Origin of the sequence: Candidatus Nitronauta litoralis, from assembly GCA_015698285.1 — a bacterium.
GTDB lineage: Bacteria > Nitrospinota > Nitrospinia > Nitrospinales > Nitrospinaceae > Nitronauta > Nitronauta litoralis.
The window spans coordinates 1,100,363-1,122,057 of record CP048685.1 but is presented as its reverse complement, the minus strand read 5'-3'; the positions used below and the strand labels follow the sequence as shown (position 1 = coordinate 1,122,057).

Below are 21,695 nucleotides of genomic sequence, written 5' to 3'. Positions count from 1 at the left end.
AAAGTAAGGAACTCCTATTTCCTGATTGGAACCATGACCCTGCCTTCCGCAAAACCTGCTATTTTGTCCCTCCAGTTTTACGCTTATCCCGATGCGATCGGGGGTGCATGGAAATACACGCATGAGGTCAATCGGCGACTGGTTGAGCGCGGCTGGCCGGTTCACCTGATCACGTGCAAACCGGATGGATCCTTTAAAGATACAGAGACTATCGACGGCGTAACCTTTCACCGTTTGTCTGCAACTGATGCCAGACAGTTTTTTCGTCTGGGGCGGCGGGTGAATCGTGCTATCAAACGAATTGACGAAGAAACGCGCATTGGCCTGGTGCATGTGCATAACCCCCTCATCGGGTACCTCGGATTAAAGAACAGTTTGCTGGATGATGCGATAAAAGTGATTCATATACACAGTCTCTGGCAGGATGAGGAACGGATCAATCGGCTGGGACCAGAAGTTTTGCCGGGAATGTTTTCTCCAACCTGGTGGCGCCTGCAGGCGATTCGTTATATGGAGTGGTGCGAGTTTCGTCGGGCAGACTCCTGTCTTTTTTTAAGCGAATACATGCGGCAGAGTTTTCTGGATTATTTTCCATTTAAAAAGCCGCGCCTTCGCGTCATTCCAGGGGGTGTCGATATCGAACACTTTCGTCCTTTGGCTCCGGATCAAAGTGCTGAAAGCCTGCGTGATCGATTAAGCCTACCTGTCGACCAGCCGGTACTTCTCACCGTACGGCGCATGGAAGCACGAATGGGGCTCGATCGTCTGATAGACGCAATGAAAATAGTAAAGGATCGAAAACCGGAACAACCTTTCAAGTTAATCATGATCGGAAAAGGTTCTTTGCGTGAAGAGTTGATAAAACGGGCGCAGGATCTGGGTTTGGGGGAATCTGTTTTATTTCCCGGTGAGGTCAGTGATGATGATTTAAAGGCTTACTACCAGATGGCTAATGTCTTTATTCTGCCCACGGTGGAACTTGAAGGATTTGGTTTGTCGACTGTCGAGGCACTTGCTTGCGGATTGCCTGCAATTGGAACCCAGGTGGGGGGAACGGTTGAAATTTTAAAACCACTCGATGAACGCCTGCTTTTTTCCGGAACTTCGGCAGAATGTATGGCGCAGCGTATTGAAGTCTTTCTGGAGGATCCTGAACCTTTCCGGAAATTGAAACCAGCCTGCCGAGAACTGGTGGAATCCCGATACGGGTGGGAACAGGTGGTGGACCGGATCGAAGAAGAATTCAGGTTGCTGTTAAAACGATGAAAAAACTCCTTCCTTATATAGTCCTTTCGCTATTAGTTGCTGTGGCCTACGGCAATACGCTGGACCATGCTTTCCAGTACGATGACGTGAACCAGATCCTGAAAAAACCCTGGGTGCGCGATACCGGAAAAATTTCAGAATTCCTTTTTAATCCAGCTATTCGCCCAGTGGTTATTTTGAGCTTCAACCTGAATTACGCCATCAGCGGGTTTGAGGTGTGGAGTTATCATATCTTCAACATCCTCATCCATATAGGTGTGGTGTTGATGTTGTACCGACTGGTGCTCCTTTCAGGAAAGGGTTCGGTTCGCTACGGAACGATTTCTCCTGCTTTCAAACGAATGGCATTTTTTGCCGCCGCCCTGTTCGCCCTGCATCCGCTGGGTACACAGGCGGTTACCTATATCAGCAGTCGTTCTTCCAGTCTCGCCACCTTGTTCTATTTAATCACCATGGAACTGTTTTTTCGCGGGTTGCTCGGGATGCGTGAGAGTGAAAACAAACTGATAGGAAAATCGTTTCTATATTTTGGTGGTGCCGCCACCACTTTGTTGCTGGGTGTTTCGAGCAAGCTCATCATCATCACCATTCCTGCGATGATCTTTCTATACCACTTTTATTTTTTTTCAGGGAAATCGTTCATGGATTGGCTCAAGGGCCAGGCCCGGCTTCTTCTGGCAATTGGAATTCCGTTTTTCAGTTACATCATCTATCGCATGATGACTCCGGAAGGCATTCTCCCGACCGGCAAGACCTACATGACTTCCGATCAATACCTCTTGACGCAAACTCAGGTTATCCCGTTTGAGTATTTCAAGAAGATGCTGTTTCCGATCAACCAGAGCATAGACGTGGATTTTCCTCTTGCCACAGACTGGGCTGACTGGAGTAACTACGGTGGCATTGCGGTGCTCATAATTTTCGTCCTGATAATTCTGAGAACGTCTCGTGCTCACCCATGGGTTGCGTTCGGATTGGCGTGGATGGGAATCACGGTTCTGCCAACTTCCAGTTTTGTTCCCCTGCATGATGTTGCAGTGGAGCATCGAACCTATTTACCCCTGATCGGTTTTTGTATGGCGGCGGCAGGGTTTTTGGAAATCGGGATTCATCGAATGAGAAAGGTTGGTCCGGGTAAGGAAATCTGGTTACTCCGGATTGCCATGCTGGTATTGGTTTTGATGGCGGGCTTGACTGTCAACCGCAATCCGGTGTGGCAGAGCGATGTTTCTCTCTGGGCGGACGCGAAAAAGAAAGCCCCGCGGTTTATTCGTCCTTACAGCAACCTGGGAGAAGCGTATGACAAGCTCGGTAAATACGAAAAGGCCATTGCTGAATTTAAAGCCGCACTTGAGCTCAATCCCAACTATACGTTTGCTTTAAACAATCTGGGTAACGTTTATGGAAAATTGAAGCAGTTTGAGCTGGCGAAGGGGTATTTCGAACGGGTGGTGAAGCTGGACCCCAACTATGCGCCTGCTTTTTACAACCTTGGGCGCGTTCAGCAGGTCTTAAGACAAATCGACGATGCCTTGCATTCTTATCGTCGGGCCTTTGAATTAAAGCCTCATTTTGAGGAGGCTCTGTACAACTACAGCCTTCTGGCTATCCAGGCTGGACAACCGGACAAGGCGGTGGAACCGTTACAAAAGTATATTGCATATTATCCTGGAAATTATCAGGGCTATTTTGGTTTAGGCAACGCCTATCTTGTGCTGCGTCGGTTTGATGATGCGATTGCCCAGTTTAGAAAAACGGGGGAGATCAAACCCGACTATCCGCTGGCATTCATTAATCTGGCCCTGGCCCAGTTACAATCCGGGAAAATTGATGACGCCATCGTCACTTACAATAACCTGCTCAAAAAGTCACCGGCTATTGCCGGTGTGCATCTCAACCTTGGATTGATCTATAGCAAGCATCGACCGGATAACAAAAAGGCATTGTTTCATTTTCAGGAATCGTTGCGACTGGACCCGGGGCAACCCCAGGCTGTAATCATTCAAAACGCCATTGAAGAATTAAAAAACGCTTCCCTGCCTGTTCCATAATTTATATTTGATTACTCGAGTTCAAGCGGCAAACTGGTTGGAGTGTATGGTTTTGGTGTGATGAACAAAAACAGCCGCACGATTTGTTTAGCGGCTTCCAGAGTGTCGTGATTGACCATGTTCATGTTGCGTACTTTGATATCAAACATTTCTTTAAAATAATCCCGGGCCAGATTCTGCTTCTGTTCCTCGCCCAAATAGTTGTCGCCAAGTTTTGCGAGAATGCCAGAGTCCAGCCAATAGCCTCCGCATTTGGAACATTGATCGATTTCCATTTCCAGCTTGCGGCTGAAACAATGTCGGTATAGCAGGGTGGTTTGACAATTTGGGCAGGGATGTTCCGGATTACGGAACAAGCGGACCCCCTCGGCGCGTTCAATTAAAAGGAAAGAGTCGCCTTGCCCGGGAAGCCGGTCCATAAGTTTTTTTACTTCTGCGATTTTTATCCAAAAGCCCCCACATCCTCCAACGCAAATATGGGCCTTCACTCCGACCGCTTTCTGTAAAGTGAGTTCATTCCCACACGAAGGGCAATTCATCAGGATGGTATCCATTGGTAAAAAATCCGGAAGAGGAGCAGTTATTTTTTACTCAGCTTACCGCTCACTCCTTATTTTAACCACGCTTCAAAAATAAACAATAATTTGATCCGGTTAAACGGGGTTCAAAAAATTTTGTAGTTCATAGTTGTAGTTCAAAATTATTGAAAAGTGTCTGCTGTCATTCTTAACGGGAAAGTGGGTTTGACAAGGTAGGGGCCGGAACATATAGTATTGATATCTTGTTACTTTCTGTGGGGGAGTGTGACATGTCCAGAATAATCGTGTGGTGTGCCCTGGGCACGCTTTGTTTGTTTTTTTCGGCCAATCCAGTCCTGGCATCCAACCAGGCCTCTCCGAAAAATTCTGGGAAGTGGATTCAGGGCGGGATGCTACTCGCTGAGTCTTCCAGTTCCAGCAATAAACTGGAAATTGGTTCCAGTTCCAAATCGCTGAAGGTCAACAAAGCCCTTAAGGCGACCACAAAGCTAAACAAGAAAAGTGCGACCAATTTAAGTAAAGTTCTTGGGAAAACCAAATCTACCACACAGAAAAAGAAAAAAATTGTGGTGGATAAAAAATGGAAGATAATTCCGGGACTGAAAAAACCGGATTTTTCCAAACCAGGAACGCCTAAATTAAAAGTTCCAACCAAACAGTTCCACCAGACCCTCCCGCCACTGGATTCTCCGGATTCAAAAGTAGTTCCCTACCAGTACGTCCCCCCAATTGAATCGCCGGATGAACCGACGAAGACCGAAACTCACAAACAGGTGATTGCTCCGGTTGATGAGCCTGACGGCCAGCAAAATGAAGGTAATTCAGATGAAAGCGTGATCGACCTGTTGAAGCAGATACTCGCACAGAATGAGACGAGTCAGCCTCAACCTGGAGATCCACCCGAAACCTCAATGAATGAATTGACGGGGGGGGAAGGGACATCAGAGGTTGAGGAGATGGACTCCGCCGAATTGCAGTTATTGAAAGAAGACCTGGAAGGGATTCTGAAAATCATCAAACCCGAAGAGAATGAACTGATTCTTGGAATCCTGGAAATAGATTCTGAAAACGCAGACCTCGAAAAACTGCGGCTTCTTTCGAGTTATATTCGTAAATACATGGAGTCGCAAATCGAATGATCTTGTTTAAAAATCGCACTGGGTTTGTTGTATTTTTTGCCATCCTTGTTTTTTCATTGGCGGTCATCTTTTCTGCAAGGGCACAACAAAACACCCCGACCATCAGCAAAAGGGATGCTGATCTCTTAAGCCAGGTGTTGAAGGAAAAATCACCTGAAAAGAAAGAGGAAAAGGGAGTGGCTTCGCTGAGTGCACATGACCGTGCCTTGATCGAGGAGGTTTTAAAATCTACCACCAACACATCCAAAAAAAGTGAAGGGAAACCCTCGAAACCTGGGCAGCCTGCTCCAGATGACAAGTTTCTGTTACTTGACGAAGAGTATCTTCAGGCATACCACGATTGGAAACTGTATAAAATAAAAATTGCTCGGGAAACGTTTACGTTTCACTACTGGTCGTCTCTTATAATATTTGCTGTTGTTCTTGGAATCGTTTTTATGGGGCTTTATCTGACCTGGGTGCAAGTGACCATGCGTATTGATGCTGAAAAAATTCGTGAAGCAGAAGGTAAGGACAGTAAAGGGGATGGAGAAAAAGAGCAGCACCAGGTCGAGATCAGTGCTGAAGGCCTGAAGTTAAAATCCAGTGTGGTGGGACTTTCCATCCTGACCGTTTCGCTCGCCTTCTTTTACCTATATCTTGTATACGTTTATCCCGTCAATTTTGTGGGGCAATAGCATAATCCTTTATTGTTGTTTTTATTCCGCACCGCCACCTTTAAGCTCCGCTTTTAACTAATAACCTATTGTAAAAATTGAGATTTGCTGATTTTTGGTGAGACACGGATCGAAAAATGTGGTATTAATGTACAGCTAGTGTAAATCACATTTAATCAAATAGTTAGCTGGCCTTTGCCTGTTTCAATGTTTTCAGTGGAGAGGCTAAAGGATCCAGGGATTGCCAAAAATAAAGTTTCCTGCGCCGTATTGGTTTAGGAAAAAAATAATAAACCTGTCACCTCAGTTCCCTTCATGAATAAAGACCAGATCGCTATTTATCTTAATGAGCATCCGGAGTTTTTTAACGATTATCCTGAACTCCTGCATAAGTTCAAACAGATTGATCACGAAGACCTTCCGTTGTCCCCGTTGAAAACCCTGAGCATTGCCGATCGAATTCTAAAGCGTGCCAATGATGACAAGGAACATATGCGCAGCCAGTTGGAGTGGTTTGTAGAGATTACGCAGGCCAATGAGGAAATCCAGGAGCATCTGTTTGAGATTGAGCGTGCGATCATGAGTCACATCGATTTATCTGAAATGATCCGGCAATTGAAGGAAGACATCCTGACGCGTTTTGTTCTGGAACGAGTGCAAATTTGTCTTTCCGAAAGTCCGGAGCATTTGATGGAAAGCAATCTTATAGATTCGGATGAAATAAAAGAGACTCTTCATTTTGTTTCACCGGAAAAACTGGGAATGTGGTTCCCGCAATCGGAAGAACCCACTCTAAATGGAGAACTTAAGCCCGGGGAAAGCGTATTCGTTGACGATGGTGATGAAATTGAGTCCCAGGCCCTCATACCGATCCACCTGCGAGGAAAGCTGGCGGGTGCTATCTGCCTTGGCAGTCGGGAACCCTTTCATTTCCACGAGGGTCTGCGAACGGATTATCTGGTGCGAATGGCTGAAAAACTGGGACTTGCGATTGATAATATTTTGTTATTGGATAGTTTGCGCCGGCAACCGGTACTCGACAGGCAAACCGGTCTGTTTAATGCCTCCTACCTTAAGCCAGTTCTGGCACGCGAGTTTGACCGCGCACGCCGCTATAAAAAGCAGCTTTCCATCATCAAAATGCGCATTGACACACCTTCGGTTCCCGGCGATACTGAGTCGAATTCCCGGCAGGAAGTTATCTTTAAGGAAATAGGCCGAATACTCGCTGAATCCAGCCGGGGAGGCGATAGCATTGTCCGGACGGAATCCAATGAGTTTCTCATGTTGTTGCCCGGTCTGGAAAATCAGGCTGCCGTCAATGTTGCCGAGAGGATACGAGTCGCGCTGGAAAGTTTTGCCTCTCCCAATGGTGAAAGTACTTGCCTGGAATGCCGGTTTGGCGTGACCAGTTTTCAGAGTGAAAAAATGCGTCAGCCAACAGATTTGATCCAGCGAGCCACCCGCGCTCTCAGCAAGGCCAGACAAAATGGAAAACGGGTTGTGGCCTGTTAATTTTTTTTGATTTGTCTGTGCTTTTATTCATTTAAATAGTTTTATTTTTCCCAATAGCATTCCCAATGATTCGAAAAGCGACACTACCGGACATTGATGCCATCCATACCCTGTTGGTTCCAAGAGCTCAGGCGGGAACGGTGCTTCCACGCAGTCGTGAGGATATTGAATCCAACCTTCGGGACATTTTTGTCTTCGAGAATGAAGGCCGGGTGCTGGGTACTTGCAGCCTGGTTCACATGGGAGAAAAGCTGGCGGAGGTCCGGTCCCTTGTTGTGGATTCGGAATTTGGCCGCAAAGGAATAGGCACAGCACTCATTCAAGCGTGTATCGATGATGCGCTGGAGCTGGGTTACGAACGGATTTTTGCACTCACCTATGTAGTGCCCGTTTTTGCGAATCTGGGTTTTCATGTTGCTAATATGAGTGAGTTGCCTTACAAAGTCTGGAAAGACTGCCAGACCTGTCCCAAAAAGAATAATTGCGATGAAACCGCCGTGATCCGCGATCTGGTAACAGTCAAAGTAGAGGACCTGCCTGAAGTGTTGCGAGACCCGGATTCGGATCCGGCTATTTCGATAGAAGACTTCTCATAAGGAGGGGTTATCATGCTCGACGCATTTTCCAGCGCGCTTTCTGGTCTCCGAACTTCATCAGCACGCCTGCAGACCAGCGCCAACAATATATCCAATCTGCAAACTCCGGGTTTTAAAGCCAGCCGGACAGTTATCTCCGATGTCCAAAGTGGTGGGTCGCGTTTACAAGGGATCACTCCAAACCAGAACTCGGGTTCCATCATCCAGACTGGCAACGCTTTCAACGCTGCGATTAACGGCAACGGTTTTTTCCAGGTTTCCACCGCAGGCGGGGGCACGGCATTTACACGTGCAGGGAATTTTTCAGTCGACAGTTCCGGGCGGTTGGTGGATGGCACGGGCAACCCGGTTCAACCCGAAATTTCACTCCCTGGTGGGATATCTTCATTTAATATCGGACCGGATGGGCAAGTCGCAGCACGGGTGGGTGGCACTACCCGGACACTCGGTCGCATCAGTCTCGCCAATTTTAATAATCCCGCGGGACTCACCCCCCTGGGCGGCAACTTGTTTGCGCAATCGGCGGAATCTGGACAGGCTGTCCTCGGTTCGCCGGGAACCGGAGGACTGGGCCAACTGGTCTCCGGGGCTATAGAGACCTCGAATGTAGACATCGCAGAAGAGGCGGTCGACCAGATTCTGGCGACCAATGCATTCAAAGCCAATGCGAATGTCATCCGCGCTGCAGATGAAATGACCGGCACTGTCCTCGACATAAAAGCTTAGGAGCATCTGCACACTGTGGGTCTGCGGTTGGCCAACAGAAAAAACTGAAGTGTAGATTAAAAAATTTAATCGCGAGTCCACCTAAAATTTCACCCCTTCGGAAGTAGTGAGTTATATTCAGAAAAGCCATTTAAATTATTTAACCCAGGTGGAGCAGTTTTTCCTTGCTCAAAAGGGGTCGGGGCTCACCCTGTCTGCGCAGGATTACCACCGCGTGGGTGAATGGGAAAAGGAAGGCGTACCGCTAGAGCGTTTGTGCCGGGCGATTGAGGTGACCGTTCAAAAATTACGCCGGGAGCACAGGGGCGGTTCGGTCAGGCTTTCTCTGGAATTGTTAAAGGAAGAAATTGAAGCCGAGATGGAAGGACCCGGAGTTTGATGAGTAAGACTTCAGAAAACCTGAACAGCAAATTGCCTATTGAGCTTGATAATGTCGATGGGAAATTGTTCTCCCGGTTAAAGAAAGAATTTGTTTGTGAAATTTGTGCGGGTCAGAACTTCCTGATTGAAGAAGACGAGCGCGGCTACTCAACCAAGGTGCCGTGCCAGTGCGCGGGGCACACTCGCCGTATAAAACTACTCAACGATGCGGGTATCCCGGGAAAGTTTGCAGAAACGCAATTTGATACCTACCATCCGGTAGACGATTCCCAAAGACTGGCATTGCGCATGGCAAAGGATTTTGTCTCCGACTTTGGACCGGAGGTGAAAGGTATTTTGTTTATGGGCCAGCCCGGTCTTGGAAAAACTCACCTGGCAGTCAGCATTCTTAAGGCCCTTATTCTGGAACGTGAGGTCGAATGCAAGTTTGTTGATTTTTTTCAGTTACTATCGGATATCCGCCATGGATATTCGAATGATCTTTCCGAGCAGGCACTTATTAACCCATACGTGAATGCACCGGTTCTGGTGATTGATGAACTGGCCAAGGGACGCAACACCGAGTGGGAACAGACCATGCTCGATCAGATCATCACAAGCCGGTATAACGCCGCGGACCGGGTTACCCTTTTTACCAGCAACCATGAAGATAATTCTGAGGAGTCCCAAAATAGAAATAACTCTTCCACGGATGGCCGGATCAATCTTTCAAAAAGTTATGCAGAAAAGGTCAACCCGGCAACGTTGTCTGAACGTCTGGGTCCAAGAATCTATTCGCGATTAACGGAAATGTGCCGGTTTGTGAAACTGGAAGGAGAAGACTACCGTCCAAATGTAGTCGTTCACACCAGGGCGAAACCACACCTGAAACATTCAGCATAATATCTTTTGGCGGGAAAAGTAAAATGGGGAGTGATGCGTTTCCGCTTCACTCCCCATTTCTGTGGGGATTCAATACTTGAGTCCAACTCTTGGTGGAGGATTAGGACGGGTATCGTTTCCCCAACCTGCTGCCCGTAGCAGGTTTCTGCTATATTGGATCAGGGTCCAGTGTTTCATCGTCACTGTCGGGAAACCGGGAATTGGTTTTATCTTCCCCTTTTTTTTGCCCGATTGAAAATTCTCGCGTAACCGTCTGGTCGAATTTTTTCCAGTGAAGGTTGCTCAACTGTCTGCTGGACACCACTTGTCTCAAATTGCCCCCGGCGTCCAAAATCCTTACGGGATAAATCATTGACGCCTCCAGAACTTTTATTTCTCCAGTTGCTCTTGAGCGGGTGCCGGATTTAAAATGATGTTGTTGCCAATATCCGTGCATTTGTGCAACTGTTACCCAATTTTTCGGAGTTTTGTTTTGAAACCTTTAGTGTTTTTTTCAGTTTGTGTAGCGGGTTTGCTCCTTTCGGGGTGCGAAAAGGAGCTCAAGGAGCATAAGGTGACGGCTCCCATCAAAAAGGAGCTTGCGAAAATGAAGAAAAAGCAGGCTCCGGAGGTTCAGGCTAAAGAGATACAGGGAACAATAGAATTACACTCGGACCGGACCCTGGACCAACCAATGGGCGCGCGACTGTTTGTTTTTGTGAGACCGGAAGGACAGACTGCCGGCCCACCGCTGGCAGTCAAAAGGTACGACAGCTATCGACTTCCCTTTGAATTCACTATTGGACCGGCCGATGCGATGTTGGAAGGGATACCGTTTGAGGGGCCGCTGACCCTCAGTGCACGGCTTGATGCCGATGGTTCACCTAAATCAGGCCCGGGGGATATTGAGGGTCGGGTTGCTGTAACACCGGGAGCCAAAAATGTAACCCTGGTACTCGACACGTTAATAGCTCCAGACCCAAACATGCAGATTGCTGGAACGATTTCTTTGTCAAAGGCTTTAGAGTCGAAAGCACCTGAAGGTGCATCGTTATTTATTATTGCCCGTAAAGCCGGATCTACGGGAGGAGGACCTCCTCTTGCTGTGAAGCGTGTCACATCACCTGAGTTTCCGATGGAGTTTTCAATTGGACAGGCCAATACCATGCTGCCAGGAGCTGTGTTTGAAGGCCCTATTGATCTGCATGTGCGCCTGGACCAGGATGGTACTGTTCGCCCCTCTGCCGGAGATATAGAAGGCCGTGTTCAATCTAAAGCAGGCGAAGCCAATATCCAGCTGGTGCTCAACAGCCTGGTGGAAGGGTGAAGAATTAAAAAGTTGGAAATTGGATAGAAATAAACGGTAAGGGGTTTGGAGGACCGGGGTGAATAGGACAATTCGTCAGGATTGTAATTTGAGGCGAATCTTTAACCGTTTTGCGCATTTTTGAAGTGTGGAAGGCCTCCCGGCTGGTTTTTTGCGAAGAAGCTGTGGATCTCATTGCGATCGTCGAGGTCCATTTGGACGAATGAAATCCCCACGTCATATTTAAAAGAATCCACTTTTTCAAGTCGAACTACAGTGCCGATGACGATCATGGGTCGATCCGGGCGGTCGAGTGGAACGGCAAGCTGAACCCTGGTGCCAATTTCCAGGTTTTCATTGGTTTCGAACAACATACCAGTGAGGCTGAGATCTTTTGATTGCACTTTGAACTGATTTAACGATGTGGTGCGATGACCAAGAGGCTGGACCTTAATGGGTCCACTGAAGTCAATGCGCATGTACTGGCGCTTGTCCTGCGAATAGAGTTCAATCCGGTTTTTTCCGCCTGCCTTGGCGCGGTACATGGCCTTGTCAGAACATTCAATAAGTTCCTGACTCGTCTGTGCATCCAGTGGAAACGAGGCAATCCCACCGCTGACCGTAACATTGAACCTTTTTCCTTCGTATTCAAATTCCTGTTCTTCAATTTTTTGTCTAATGCGATCAGCTTTTATAAGCGCGTTCATCTTGTTGGTTTCTGGCAGGAGGATAATCATCTCTTCTCCACCAAAACGGGCGGCAGTATCCTCGGCACGCTTTTCTTTTTGAATCAGCGAGGAAATCCTCGTCAGCACGGTATCCCCGGTGAGGTGACCGTATTGATCATTTATTTTTTTAAAGTTGTCGAGATCAAGAAAAATCAGGCTGAATTCCGTGTGTTGTCTTTTGCTTCGTGAAATTTCACCAGACAGGGCTTCGGTAAAATAGCTGCGGTTGTAAAGACCCGTCATGGGGTCGCATTTGGAATGATGGTTGGTTTCTTCAAAAAGCTTGAGTTCAACGACTGTTGGATTCTTTAATGATTTTTTTACTGAGAGAAGGTAATCGCACATTGAAGTCAAAAGCTTGACCTGGCGCCCGACCATGGAGTTTAGTTTATAGTGGTGTTGGAGAATATCTTCCCACACCATTTTGGCTTCGTCCTCAGAGAATTCCAATTGAGTGAACAAATTGAGCAAGACAGGGTAGACTTCATTTCCGGCCGACTTGATGAGTCGGTCGACCTCTTTCAGGAAACCAGTGTCATCTTCGCTGAATCGTCCGATCAATTGGATTAGATATTCTCTGACAGTCTTCATTGGAATGTCCCGTATTATAAGGGGCATGGTATTACGTGTAACTCCTTATTTCAACATGGTTTGGGCAAAATACCCCATTTGGGGACTCCTGGAAAGATCTGTATTTTTAATCCGCCTAAATTCAATGGTTATCAGAAGGCCTATCGGGTTATTTGTAGGAAATAGTTAGACTAATTCGAGGGTTTTCAAGTTGGTGAGTTGGGTTGAGAAGCGTAGAGCGTCTTCTCCGGAAGGTGTGAGCTTGTTTCCAATAACGTTCAGGAACACGAGATTTCCCAACTTTTCTGACTCTGCAAGGTAACGGGCACCTTCGTCTCCAATGGCATTCAGGCCAAGCACCAGGGTTTTTAAATTTGAAAAATGATCAGAGTCGGCAATGGCTTTTGCTCCGGCTGGTTTGATCCAGTTTCCCTGTTCCAGGTACAGCGCTTCCAGTTTTGGAAGGTTTGAAGAAGAGGCCAGAGCCGTGATTCCGACATCTCCAATATTGTTGTCGTTGAGGCGAAGCTCTTTCATGTTTTTTAGAAAGGGACTATTGGCAAGTGCTTTCGCTCCATCCGCATTCAGTTGGTTCTCGCCAAGGTCAAGCGCTTCCAGTTGTTGACAGTTCTTTGATTGGGAAAGCGCCTCGGTTCCTTCAGCCCTGATATCATTGTTGTTAAGGTCGAGCTTTTTTAAATTTGTGAGTGTGCATGATTTTGAAATAGAGATCGCGCTATCGGTTGTGAGCTCATTGCATTTTAATCGCAGTTCTTCCAGATTTTCACAAAGCACACCGTCGGCCAATTCATAGACTCCGTCATCACCTAGATGATTGTTGTCGAAAATGAGATTTTTTAAATTGGGGAATCCGGAAGACCGGGCCAGAGTGCCTATGGATTTATCTGTCAGGTGATTGTCCGATAATTCAAGAGTGGCCAGCTCCTGCATTGAGGCCTTGCGACCGAACTGATCGAGGCCGGTGTCTCCCATTCCCGTGTCTGAAAGGACCAGTCGGGTCAACCGATTGCCCAGTTCAGATTCGGCAAGGGCCTGGATACCCTGGCTCTGTATGCGGTTATAGGAAATATCGAGCGTTTGAAGGCAGGTGAGCGTTTTTGAGCCGGACAACAATTTAATTCCGAGTGGGCCAATTTCGTTGGCCGACAAGTTCAGTTCGATAAGGTTGGAAAACGTGGACACCTTTGACAGATAAAAACAGCCATCGTCATCAATATTGTTGTTATCCAGCTTGAGGTGTTTTAACCCGGAAAGGTATTTTGAACCGGAGAGATGAACCAGCCCTGCCGTGGTTAGACCTGTTTCCCTGAGGTCGAGATGGGTAACCCGGGATAAGGGTTCAAGGTCAGCCAGGGCCTTGAAGTCGTCTTCGGTGAGTGATTCCAGGCACAACTCCAACCGTCCTTTGTTTTTCTCCAGCTTGTTCTGAACGGTTGTGATCAAATCCTGCGATTCGGTGTATTTTTCAAAAGAGCGTAGAAACTCCAGGCTGTCATCAATGTCCTTTGCTTCGGCCATTTCATCCTCATTTTTTTAATAAAGGAGAAAATTATAACATTTTGGATCAAGTTGAAACTGGATTTAGTCGCAAGGGACGCCCTCCTTTTCTAAGAGGGGTATTTTGAAATAGAGGCCTTATTTTAAACACCATTTAACCGGATAATTGTTTAAGATGCCGTTGATTCTGTATGCCAAATTGCTGACAATAACTTTATAATATTAGGTAATCCGCCATATTTGGTTTGAATGTGGTTTCTGGACGTTATTTCGGCAATAATCAAAAACCTCGGGCTTATTATCTTTATGTCAAATATCCCTCTCATTTTTCTGTATTACGATCCCTTCTGCCAAAAATTAAGGAAAGTTTGAGTAGTGATTTTAATTTAAACGTTTAATCTGGATATTCGAAATATCCCAACTTTTATAAGGTAAAAAAATGAAATTTTGCGGAGGAGAATTGAAAACTTCGAAATTTTTATTAGTTTTTATGCTGATAACCCAGGTAGTTCCTTCAGCCTGGGCTGGAGAACCGGGAAAGGGAATGGATCTGCCGGAAGACCTTAGTACTCTTTCAATTTCTGAGTTGAAGGGCATTAAGCTTTCCAAGGTTACCTCCGTTTCAAGGAAGGAAGAAAAGCAGTTTGATGCAGCGTCTTCTATCTACGTCATTACTCAGGAAGACATTCGTCGTTCTGGCTTACTCAGCATTCCGGAATTGTTGCGGCTGGTTCCCGGGCTGGAGGTAGCACGGATCGATGGTAATAAATGGGCCATAACGTCGCGTGGTTTTAATGGTCGGTTTGCCAGCAAAATGCTGATCCTTATTGATGGTCGCAGTGTTTATACCTCCGTTTTTTCCGGTGTGTTCTGGGATGAGATCGATTACCCGCTGGAAGACATTGAACGAATTGAGGTGATCAAAGGTTCGGGGGGCACTCTGTGGGGCGCCAATGCTGTTAATGGAGTGATCAACATCATCACAAAAAATGCGGAAGATACAGAAGGCGGTTTGCTTACCGCAGGTGCTGGCAATCTGGAAAATGGATTTGGCACAGCCCGATACGGAGCAAAGATTGGTGACAACCTTTCCCTGCGCCTCTATGGAAAATACAAGGCACGGGATGAGTTGGAAGAACACGGTGCCATACCTGCTGCGGACCAATGGGAATCTGGGCGAGGTGGATTCCGTGCCGACTGGACACCATCTGAAAACAACAAATTTTCCATGCAAGGTGAGTATTTCCAGGGTGAATCCGGACTGAGTGCCCCCTCTGTGGTGTCCTCCCTGGCTCCTCTCTCGTTGCCCACGCGCAATGAGGTAGACGGTTTTGGTGGCGGGCATTTTTTAACACGCTGGGATAGAACGTTTTCTGATACTTCAGATATGCAGCTCCAGTTTTTTTATAACAGGGAAAACCGCTCCAACCTGAGTTTTCAGCCGGACATGCAGTTAAACACCTACGATATGGATTTCCAGCATCGCTTCCAACTGGCCGACCAGCATGAATTAATATGGGGACTAGGGCAGCGTTATATCATCGATAAATACGACAATGTTTTTAATTTTCAGTTTTTTCAGGCCAGTCGTACCAATTACCTGATAGGTGGTTTTGTTCAAGATACCTGGACGGTGGTACCGGAGAAACTCAAGGTCACGCTCGGAACCAAGGTTTCGGTTAACTCTTATACCGGTGTAGAGGTCCAGCCCAGCGGTCGTGCGCTTTGGAACATAGATGAAAAGCAGGCGGTCTGGGTCGCTTTCTCACGGGCAGTGCGGACCCCTTCACGGGTTGCTGATGGTTCGAGAGTTCAACTGGGAGCGATGCCGGGTCCGGGTGGGGCGGTGACTTTGATTTCCCTGTTTGGCGACAAGGATGTTAAATCAGAAGAACTATTCTCCATGGAATTTGGTTACAGGATTCGACCCAATGATAAGCTTTATTTTGATATTTCCACTTTTTACAATATGTATAGCAACCTGCTTTCATTCGAAAGAGGAACTCCTGCGCTTGAAGCGATGCCGGCGCCTCCACATATATTGGTCCCTATCACTATCGACAACCGCGCTTACGGTGATACTTACGGGATAGAAATTGTAGGTAAATGGGAAGTGATGGACCGTTGGCGTTTGGAGGGAGGATTCAACTGGCTGGAAATGGATCTGGATCGGGAATCCGGCAGCACCGATGCGGCTACCATTTTCACCACCGGCAACAGTCCGCAGTTTCAATGGAAGTTACGCTCTTTTGTTGACCTTCCTCACGATCTGGAATTCGACACCTCGTTCTATTACGTTGACCGCCTGACCAATATCGGGGCACCCCAGTATACCCGCATGGACCTCCGGCTGGGATGGCAACCAACCTCCTCTGTTGAATTGAGCGTGGGAGTGCTCAACGTACTGGATGGGGAGCACTACGAGTTTGCTCCTGCAAATGAGTTTAATCGGGTTTCTCCAACGCGGGTTCCAAGAAGTGGTTATGGGAAAGTGACAGTTCGATTTTAATTTTATTGCGAAAGCTATTTTGAAAAATTCAGAAAAAATTTTCCGGAAAGTCAAATGGTCTTCCAGCCTTGTCTGGGCCGGGTGCCTCTTGGGCGCGCTTGGTTTGTTTTTATTTCCTCTTTTTTCCATTCCCGGAGAAAGCCTTGCTGCCAGGGAAAGTGTTTCCCTGGAGCACAAACTGAAAGCTGCATTCACCTTCAATTTTATAAAGTTTATTGATTGGCCAAAGGAAGATTCCAATGGGAAATTTACACTTTACCTTTTGGGAGCGGGTCCGATTAATGATGCGTTGTCCGACCTTGATGGAAAAGAAATCTCAGGCCGAACTCTCACTGTGCAGGAAATTGATGGTGTTGAGGAAGGAAATCAACCTGGAATTTTGTTTGTCAATGTTTCCAAAAAAAGGAGCCTTTCAAATATTTTGGAAAAGGCGCGTGAAAAGGGAATGCTGACTATAGGAGAAATGGATGGTTTTTGTGATCAGGGGGGCATCATTAACTTTGTGATACGTGATGATTCGATCAATTTTGAAATCAATTTAAAAGAAGCGAAACGGTCCCGATTGTCTATCAGTTACAAACTATTGAACCAGGCAATAAAAATTTACAAATAATCCAGGAAAGTATTATGCAGGTCCCAGATAATTCCTCAATAAAGAAAAGAGTGAACAAGGCTCTTTTGTTCACCAGTATTCTCATATTGGGGAGCACCTGTTTTTTCTTCACCGTTTATGAAGTTATTATTTTTAAGAAATCCCTGACTAATGAGGTTTCCAGCCTTGCTCAGATCATGAGCATCAACAGCTCGGCTCCTCTGGCTTTCAGCGATAAAAAAGGCGCAAACGAATTATTAAAAACCTTAAAAGTTAAGCCGCATATCAAAGGCGCTAGAATTTATGATGAAAAAGGAGAGGTGTTCGCAAGCCTTGAACCAGAGGATAAGTCTGAAATAGACCTTCTTCCACCCAGCCCCGATGAGCCCGGAGAACAGTTTTTGAATTGGCACATTTACTTTTTTCAGCCTGTGGAGCAGGGAGGAGACAGACTGGGAACCCTTTTGATTGTTTCAGACCTTCAGGAAATATTCGAACGAATGAAGTACTATGCCGTGATCGTGATCCTCGTGGTTTTGATCGCCTTGTTCGTCACCTACAGGATGTCGACAAGCCTGAATGAAAATGTATCCCACCCCATCCTGGATCTTGCGGACACGATGCATAAAGTAGTTGATCAGAATGATATATCCATTCGAGGGCGAAAAAAAAATGATGATGAGTTGGGTTTCCTGGTCGAACGGTTTAACAGCATGCTTGGACAGATTCAATTGGGCAGCCAGAAGCTGGAGCGAGCCTATGAATCGCTTGAGGATCGTGTCAGGCAAAGGACAGTAGAATTGGAACGATCCAGGGAAGTTGCCGAAAATGCAAACCGGGCCAAGTCTGAATTTTTAGCAAGAATGAGTCATGAATTGCGAACACCTTTGAACGCGGTCATTGGTTTCGGACAACTGCTTGAAATGAATTTGCGGGATCAGGTTGATGATCAGAGCCTGGAAAACCTGACGCGTATTGTGACGGCCGGCCAGCACCTTCTTGCTTTGATTGATGACATCCTGGATCTTTCCAAAGTGGAAACGGGTTATCTGTCCTTGTCTCTGGAAGATGCCTCCTTGTCAAGTTTGATCATGGAGGTAAAGGAATTGATGGAGTACTGGGAAAACAAAAAAAATGTCGAGGTAACTATTAATACCAAAAGTTTTGAAAACATTTTTGTGATTGCCGACAGGGTGCGATTAAGACAGGTTTTAATCAACCTCATTTCCAACGCCATAAAATATAATAAAGAAAATGGAAAAGTGAATGTAGCCTGTGTGGCGGGAACATCCAACGGGATGGTTGTTTTTAAAGTGGAGGATACGGGAGTTGGAGTCCCAATGGATAAGCTCGATGAACTGTTTGAACCTTTCAATCGATTGAATGCTGAAAATACGGAGGTAGAAGGAACCGGAATAGGGCTGGCCCTGACACAAAAACTGGTTCACCTTATGAATGGGGAAATTACAGTCGAAACTGATGAAGGTAAGGGCAGTACTTTTTCGGTGCACCTTCCCCAGGGGCAAAACCCGGAGGCTTTGTACCCGGAACCCGGGTCTGAAAAGTTTATGGAGGAGCAATCGTTTCGATCTAATAAGTTCTGTATTTTGTATGTGGAGGATAATCCCTTGAACCTGTCTCTGGTTCAGCAGATTTTTGAATATGAGGATCAAATTAACCTGCTCACGGCCAATAATGGACACCAGGGCTTTGAAATGGTTAAAGAGCACCATCCTGATTTGGTTCTATTGGATATGAACCTTCCGGGGATGGACGGACGCGAGGTTTTCCAGAGAATGCAGGCCCTGGACACTTTAAAGGATATTCCTGTAATTGCCTTGAGCGCTGAGGCTATGGATGGGGATATAAAGAAAACTCTTGATCTTGGAATAAAATCTTATTTGACCAAGCCCATTAATGTGGAAGAGTTGGCCAGTATGGTCAGGCAATACCTTTATTAGAAGGCAACGGCTTGCTCCCAAGCTGAAGTGAATTACTAAAATTTTGTCCCGAAACAGGAAGTAGAATGCATAGCTTGCACCGGCAGGTGAACCACGAGAATGCGGTGAGGATTCTGGATTATTGCCGCCGAAACACGATTAAACATGGCGGTTTGTTTGAGGTCTATTCCACGCCGGGCCAGGACACTCACATGGTGATCGTCAACTCCTGTCCCGAAGATGGGGCGAGTGATGTTTTTAGACCCCTTGGAGCATTTTACATAAACTACCTTTCCCCAGGTTCCCTGACTATTGAGAATGAAGACCCCGAGCATGATGGAATGGCCTCGACCAAACGCCATGTCGCCGCTATTCGCCAAGTGATTGATATTCTTGTTGAACAAGGGCTCCCCGGAGTCGAAATCAAATTCAACGACCTACCTGCCTTGCGCGGTTTATAGATCCTTTTTCCATTGCCTCAAAATCAGGCGTGGTATGCTGAATTATAGATTCACAAACATTCCATAATTTTTGGAGAATACATCATGCGGTCTCAACACCTGTTGTTCAAAATACTCTTGATGGTAGCTCTTCTGACGATTTCCACAGTGGCAAACGCTACAGGCAACAATCACCGGACGGAAGATGGGAAACTAAAAGTGCTCTATCATGTAGATGGAAATGATCTTGGCACCGCTAAATACGCCATGGCGCTGATCAAAAAACACATCGAAGCCGAAGGTGGTCCGGACAAGATTGATATCAAACTGGTTGTTCACGGGCCGGCACTTCCTCTATTTAAAAAAGAGACCATCGATGCCGAATTATTGAAACGTTTCAGAACTATCGTCAACAAGGGCGCGAAACCGGAAATGTGCCAGGTCTCCATGAAACTGATGGATGCACCGATTGAGACATTGGCACCGGGCTTTGCACCCACTGAACATCCAGTCGCAGTCAAACGCATCGCTGACCTGCAAGAACAAGGATATTTGTATATCAAGCCATAATGCTGGGGGAGAATTAAAGATCAAGAGGACAATTTCGTATTGATGTCCTTTTAAACCCCCTCGATAAGTTCAGGGTAAACCCGGTAATAAATCCCGCTTTTAATTTTGCTCAAAAATATTTTTGCGATGCGGGATTGATTTTAAAGTTATCGTTATGGCTCGCATTGATAAAAAGATCGAGGAATGGGTCCGCGCCGACCTGATAAACAGTGACGTCGCGGACTCTATTCTCTCTTACGAAGACCGCCAACCCGCGAGTTCCTGGATCCTCTCCACTTTTCTGATACTGGGTGCGGTGACGGTCGGTATCGGCATCATCTCCCTCATCGCTGCAAACTGGGATGACATCCCGGACTCTGTGAAGCTGGCGGCAGACCTGATTCTGCTGTCTGCCCTGGCTTATGGTGTTTTCAAAACGCATGTTGAAGACAAGCCGCTTTATTTTGAAATGTACCTGGTGGCTTTCCAGATTTCCTGCCTCGCATCCATTGGATTGATCTCGCAGATATACAACACCGGGGGCAAAGCCTGGCAGGCCCTGCTGCTATGGTCGGTGATCACGGCTGGCGTGGCCGTGGCCTCAAAAAAATCATTTGTGCCTTTTATCTGGGCCACCGGATTTTTTGCTGGGGTCATCAATGGAGCTTTCGAAATCGATTGGTTAAAGAGTTTTTATAAAGGCCAGGAGCAAGCACTGATAATGACTATCCCGCTTTTGGCCACATTGATGACGGCTCTATTAAAAAAGGTTTTCGGTGAGAGCGGTCAAACCCATGCTCTCAGAGTCTGGAGTTTTCTCGCGTTGATTTTCACACTGGTCACGATTGAGGTTATTAATTCATCAGACTTTTACAATAATGACAATCCGGGAATAAGTCTGGTGGCTTTTGCTCCTGGTTATATATTGGCGATCCTGGTTGGAATCGCTTTTGTCAGGGATGAACAATTCAACCGTCTCCAAATTTGGGTTTCATTGTTTGCACTTTTCGGATTCGTAATTCAATTTCATTTAAGTTTTTTATACATTAAGTCAGATTATATTTCGGCAATATTTACTCTATTGATACTCTCACTGATTGCAATTCTCATGGCCAGCCGAAGGCACAGAAAAATATTTCAGGTGCTGGTGGTGTTCATTGGTCTGCGCTTTCTCGTCCTTTATTTTCAGGCACTCGGAGGACTGGCAACTACGGGGATCGGTTTGATCGTTTCAGGTGTGTTGATCATTTGCATGGTCACCTGGTGGAATAAAAAACGCCAGGCCATCGCCAACTGGGCGGAGGGATTGTTGACATGATCGAATCGAATCGCAAATTGATCGCAGTTCTGGTATTTCCCATCATCGCCCTGATGTTGTTGACGGGAAACAAAAGTTATCTGCTGAACACTGGGCGGGAAGTGATCCTGCCGATCACAGGCTATGACCCGCGCGATCTGTTGTCAGGTCACTACCTTACATACCGTGTGGAATATGGAGTCGATGATATTTGTAAAGGTATGATGGGAAAGGTGGCGATGGAAGCGTATGTCTGTTTGAGCCCCAAACAATTCTCCCTTTCGCCTGTAAATAATTGTGAGCAGATGATCCGGGGGGTATGCATGAACTCGAGCCGTTTCGAAGCAGGAATCGAACGCTATTACATTCCGGAAGAACAGGCCAGTGAACTCGATAAGTTGGTCAGGGGAGGAAAAGCCAGTATCGTGGTATCTGTGCAACCCTCAGGTACGGCCCAGATAAAAGACTTGTTGATCGACGGAAAATCCTGGCGAGCTGAATAGATAATGACTATAG

21 protein-coding genes are annotated in these 21,695 nt (G+C 46.5%); 17 read left to right on the top strand and 4 right to left on the bottom strand.

Annotated features, from left to right (window positions below; genetic code table 11):
• The first annotated feature begins 33 nt into the window (after positions 1–33).
• Together G3M70_05075 and G3M70_05070 are read left to right on the top strand one after the other, a co-directional pair.
• Positions 34–1,266 carry a glycosyltransferase family 4 protein gene (locus tag G3M70_05075; protein ID QPJ61294.1) on the top strand — a complete coding sequence of 411 codons (1,233 nt, stop codon included), beginning with the start codon at positions 34–36 and terminating at the stop codon, positions 1,264–1,266.
• Positions 1,263–3,317: a tetratricopeptide repeat protein gene (locus G3M70_05070; protein ID QPJ61293.1), complete on the top strand. Its 2,055-nt coding sequence runs from the start codon at positions 1,263–1,265 to the stop codon at positions 3,315–3,317. The genes G3M70_05075 and G3M70_05070 overlap by 4 nt, the downstream gene beginning before the upstream one ends.
• Positions 3,318–3,328: 11 nt before the next feature.
• Here the strand turns inward: G3M70_05070 and G3M70_05065 are convergent, their stop codons facing one another.
• Positions 3,329–3,871, bottom strand: a complete 543-nt coding sequence (locus G3M70_05065; GenBank protein ID QPJ61292.1) for a hypothetical protein — start codon at positions 3,869–3,871, stop codon at positions 3,329–3,331.
• A 254-nt stretch (positions 3,872–4,125) separates the two neighbouring features.
• Between G3M70_05065 and G3M70_05060 the strand changes: the two genes are divergently transcribed.
• The 7 genes from G3M70_05060 (at position 4,126) to G3M70_05030 (ending at position 9,751) form a co-directional block, all read left to right on the top strand.
• Entirely contained in the window at positions 4,126–4,995 is an 870-nt protein-coding gene (locus tag G3M70_05060) for a hypothetical protein (GenBank protein QPJ61291.1), read from the top strand.
• Positions 4,992–5,672 (top strand): hypothetical protein, encoded by a 681-nt coding sequence (locus tag G3M70_05055; protein QPJ61290.1) that lies wholly within the window; start codon positions 4,992–4,994, stop codon positions 5,670–5,672. The genes G3M70_05060 and G3M70_05055 overlap by 4 nt, the downstream gene beginning before the upstream one ends.
• Before the next feature lie 294 nt (positions 5,673–5,966).
• Entirely contained in the window at positions 5,967–7,166 is a 1,200-nt protein-coding gene (locus G3M70_05050) for a sensor domain-containing diguanylate cyclase (protein ID QPJ61289.1), read from the top strand.
• Between the two features lie 65 nt (positions 7,167–7,231).
• On the top strand, positions 7,232–7,762 hold the full coding sequence (locus tag G3M70_05045; protein QPJ61288.1) for an N-acetyltransferase: 531 nt from the start codon (positions 7,232–7,234) through the stop codon (positions 7,760–7,762).
• Between the two features lie 12 nt (positions 7,763–7,774).
• On the top strand, positions 7,775–8,488 hold the full coding sequence (locus tag G3M70_05040) for a flagellar hook basal-body protein (protein ID QPJ61287.1): 714 nt from the start codon (positions 7,775–7,777) through the stop codon (positions 8,486–8,488).
• 106 nt (positions 8,489–8,594) lie between these two features.
• Positions 8,595–8,867, top strand: a complete 273-nt coding sequence (locus G3M70_05035) for a hypothetical protein (protein ID QPJ61286.1) — start codon at positions 8,595–8,597, stop codon at positions 8,865–8,867.
• Positions 8,867–9,751, top strand: coding sequence for an ATP-binding protein (locus G3M70_05030; GenBank protein ID QPJ61285.1), 885 nt, complete (start codon positions 8,867–8,869; stop codon positions 9,749–9,751). The genes G3M70_05035 and G3M70_05030 overlap by 1 nt, the downstream gene beginning before the upstream one ends.
• Before the next feature lie 148 nt (positions 9,752–9,899).
• On the opposite strand, the gene G3M70_05025 is transcribed toward G3M70_05030, so the two are convergent.
• Positions 9,900–10,103: a hypothetical protein gene (locus tag G3M70_05025; GenBank protein ID QPJ61284.1), complete on the bottom strand. Its 204-nt coding sequence runs from the start codon at positions 10,101–10,103 to the stop codon at positions 9,900–9,902.
• A gap of 201 nt (positions 10,104–10,304) precedes the next feature.
• On the opposite strand from G3M70_05025, the gene G3M70_05020 reads away from it, so the two are divergent.
• Positions 10,305–11,057 (top strand): hypothetical protein, encoded by a 753-nt coding sequence (locus G3M70_05020; protein ID QPJ61283.1) that lies wholly within the window; start codon positions 10,305–10,307, stop codon positions 11,055–11,057.
• Positions 11,058–11,158: 101 nt separating this feature from the next.
• Here G3M70_05020 and G3M70_05015 read toward each other — a convergent pair whose 3' ends face one another.
• Together G3M70_05015 and G3M70_05010 are read right to left on the bottom strand one after the other, a co-directional pair.
• The gene (locus G3M70_05015) at positions 11,159–12,355 is read right to left on the bottom strand and encodes a diguanylate cyclase (GenBank protein QPJ61282.1); all 1,197 of its coding nucleotides are present in this window, start codon (positions 12,353–12,355) and stop codon (positions 11,159–11,161) included.
• 165 nt (positions 12,356–12,520) lie between these two features.
• Complete coding sequence (locus G3M70_05010; protein ID QPJ61281.1) at positions 12,521–13,873, bottom strand: hypothetical protein; 1,353 nt, start codon at positions 13,871–13,873, stop codon at positions 12,521–12,523.
• A 439-nt stretch (positions 13,874–14,312) separates the two neighbouring features.
• Between G3M70_05010 and G3M70_05005 the strand changes: the two genes are divergently transcribed.
• The 7 genes from G3M70_05005 (at position 14,313) to G3M70_04975 (ending at position 21,682) form a co-directional block, all read left to right on the top strand.
• Positions 14,313–16,361, top strand: coding sequence for a TonB-dependent receptor (locus G3M70_05005; protein ID QPJ61280.1), 2,049 nt, complete (start codon positions 14,313–14,315; stop codon positions 16,359–16,361).
• A gap of 19 nt (positions 16,362–16,380) precedes the next feature.
• Complete coding sequence (locus G3M70_05000; protein QPJ61279.1) at positions 16,381–16,974, top strand: YfiR family protein; 594 nt, start codon at positions 16,381–16,383, stop codon at positions 16,972–16,974.
• A 14-nt stretch (positions 16,975–16,988) separates the two neighbouring features.
• A complete protein-coding gene (locus tag G3M70_04995) occupies positions 16,989–18,914 on the top strand; it encodes a response regulator (protein QPJ61278.1) in 1,926 nt (641 codons plus the stop codon).
• A gap of 65 nt (positions 18,915–18,979) precedes the next feature.
• Positions 18,980–19,354, top strand: a complete 375-nt coding sequence (locus G3M70_04990) for a hypothetical protein (GenBank protein ID QPJ61277.1) — start codon at positions 18,980–18,982, stop codon at positions 19,352–19,354.
• 84 nt (positions 19,355–19,438) lie between these two features.
• Positions 19,439–19,903 carry a hypothetical protein gene (locus G3M70_04985; protein ID QPJ61276.1) on the top strand — a complete coding sequence of 155 codons (465 nt, stop codon included), beginning with the start codon at positions 19,439–19,441 and terminating at the stop codon, positions 19,901–19,903.
• A gap of 154 nt (positions 19,904–20,057) precedes the next feature.
• Entirely contained in the window at positions 20,058–21,200 is a 1,143-nt protein-coding gene (locus G3M70_04980; GenBank protein ID QPJ61275.1) for a DUF2157 domain-containing protein, read from the top strand.
• Positions 21,197–21,682, top strand: coding sequence for a GDYXXLXY domain-containing protein (locus G3M70_04975; GenBank protein ID QPJ61274.1), 486 nt, complete (start codon positions 21,197–21,199; stop codon positions 21,680–21,682). Before G3M70_04980 ends, G3M70_04975 begins: the two co-directional genes overlap by 4 nt.
• Positions 21,683–21,695: the final 13 nt, after the last annotated feature.

Excerpts from the sequence above, each read along its gene's own strand:
- G3M70_05015 (QPJ61282.1), bottom strand. The coding sequence starts at position 12,355 with ATGAAGACTGTCAGAGAATATCTAATCCAATTGATCGGACGATTCAGC.
- G3M70_04980 (QPJ61275.1), top strand. The coding sequence starts at position 20,058 with ATGGCTCGCATTGATAAAAAGATCGAGGAATGGGTCCGCGCCGACCTG.
- G3M70_05055 (QPJ61290.1), top strand. The coding sequence starts at position 4,992 with ATGATCTTGTTTAAAAATCGCACTGGGTTTGTTGTATTTTTTGCCATC.
- G3M70_05010 (QPJ61281.1), bottom strand. The coding sequence starts at position 13,873 with ATGGCCGAAGCAAAGGACATTGATGACAGCCTGGAGTTTCTACGCTCT.
- G3M70_05075 (QPJ61294.1), top strand. The coding sequence starts at position 34 with ATGACCCTGCCTTCCGCAAAACCTGCTATTTTGTCCCTCCAGTTTTAC.
- G3M70_04990 (QPJ61277.1), top strand. The coding sequence starts at position 18,980 with ATGCATAGCTTGCACCGGCAGGTGAACCACGAGAATGCGGTGAGGATT.
- G3M70_05045 (QPJ61288.1), top strand. The coding sequence starts at position 7,232 with ATGATTCGAAAAGCGACACTACCGGACATTGATGCCATCCATACCCTG.
- G3M70_05050 (QPJ61289.1), top strand. The coding sequence starts at position 5,967 with ATGAATAAAGACCAGATCGCTATTTATCTTAATGAGCATCCGGAGTTT.
- G3M70_05065 (QPJ61292.1), bottom strand. The coding sequence starts at position 3,871 with ATGGATACCATCCTGATGAATTGCCCTTCGTGTGGGAATGAACTCACT.
- G3M70_04975 (QPJ61274.1), top strand. The coding sequence starts at position 21,197 with ATGATCGAATCGAATCGCAAATTGATCGCAGTTCTGGTATTTCCCATC.
- G3M70_05030 (QPJ61285.1), top strand. The coding sequence starts at position 8,867 with ATGAGTAAGACTTCAGAAAACCTGAACAGCAAATTGCCTATTGAGCTT.
- G3M70_05070 (QPJ61293.1), top strand. The coding sequence starts at position 1,263 with ATGAAAAAACTCCTTCCTTATATAGTCCTTTCGCTATTAGTTGCTGTG.
- G3M70_05025 (QPJ61284.1), bottom strand. The coding sequence starts at position 10,103 with ATGATTTATCCCGTAAGGATTTTGGACGCCGGGGGCAATTTGAGACAA.
- G3M70_04995 (QPJ61278.1), top strand. The coding sequence starts at position 16,989 with ATGCAGGTCCCAGATAATTCCTCAATAAAGAAAAGAGTGAACAAGGCT.
- G3M70_05040 (QPJ61287.1), top strand. The coding sequence starts at position 7,775 with ATGCTCGACGCATTTTCCAGCGCGCTTTCTGGTCTCCGAACTTCATCA.
- G3M70_04985 (QPJ61276.1), top strand. The coding sequence starts at position 19,439 with ATGCGGTCTCAACACCTGTTGTTCAAAATACTCTTGATGGTAGCTCTT.
- G3M70_05060 (QPJ61291.1), top strand. The coding sequence starts at position 4,126 with ATGTCCAGAATAATCGTGTGGTGTGCCCTGGGCACGCTTTGTTTGTTT.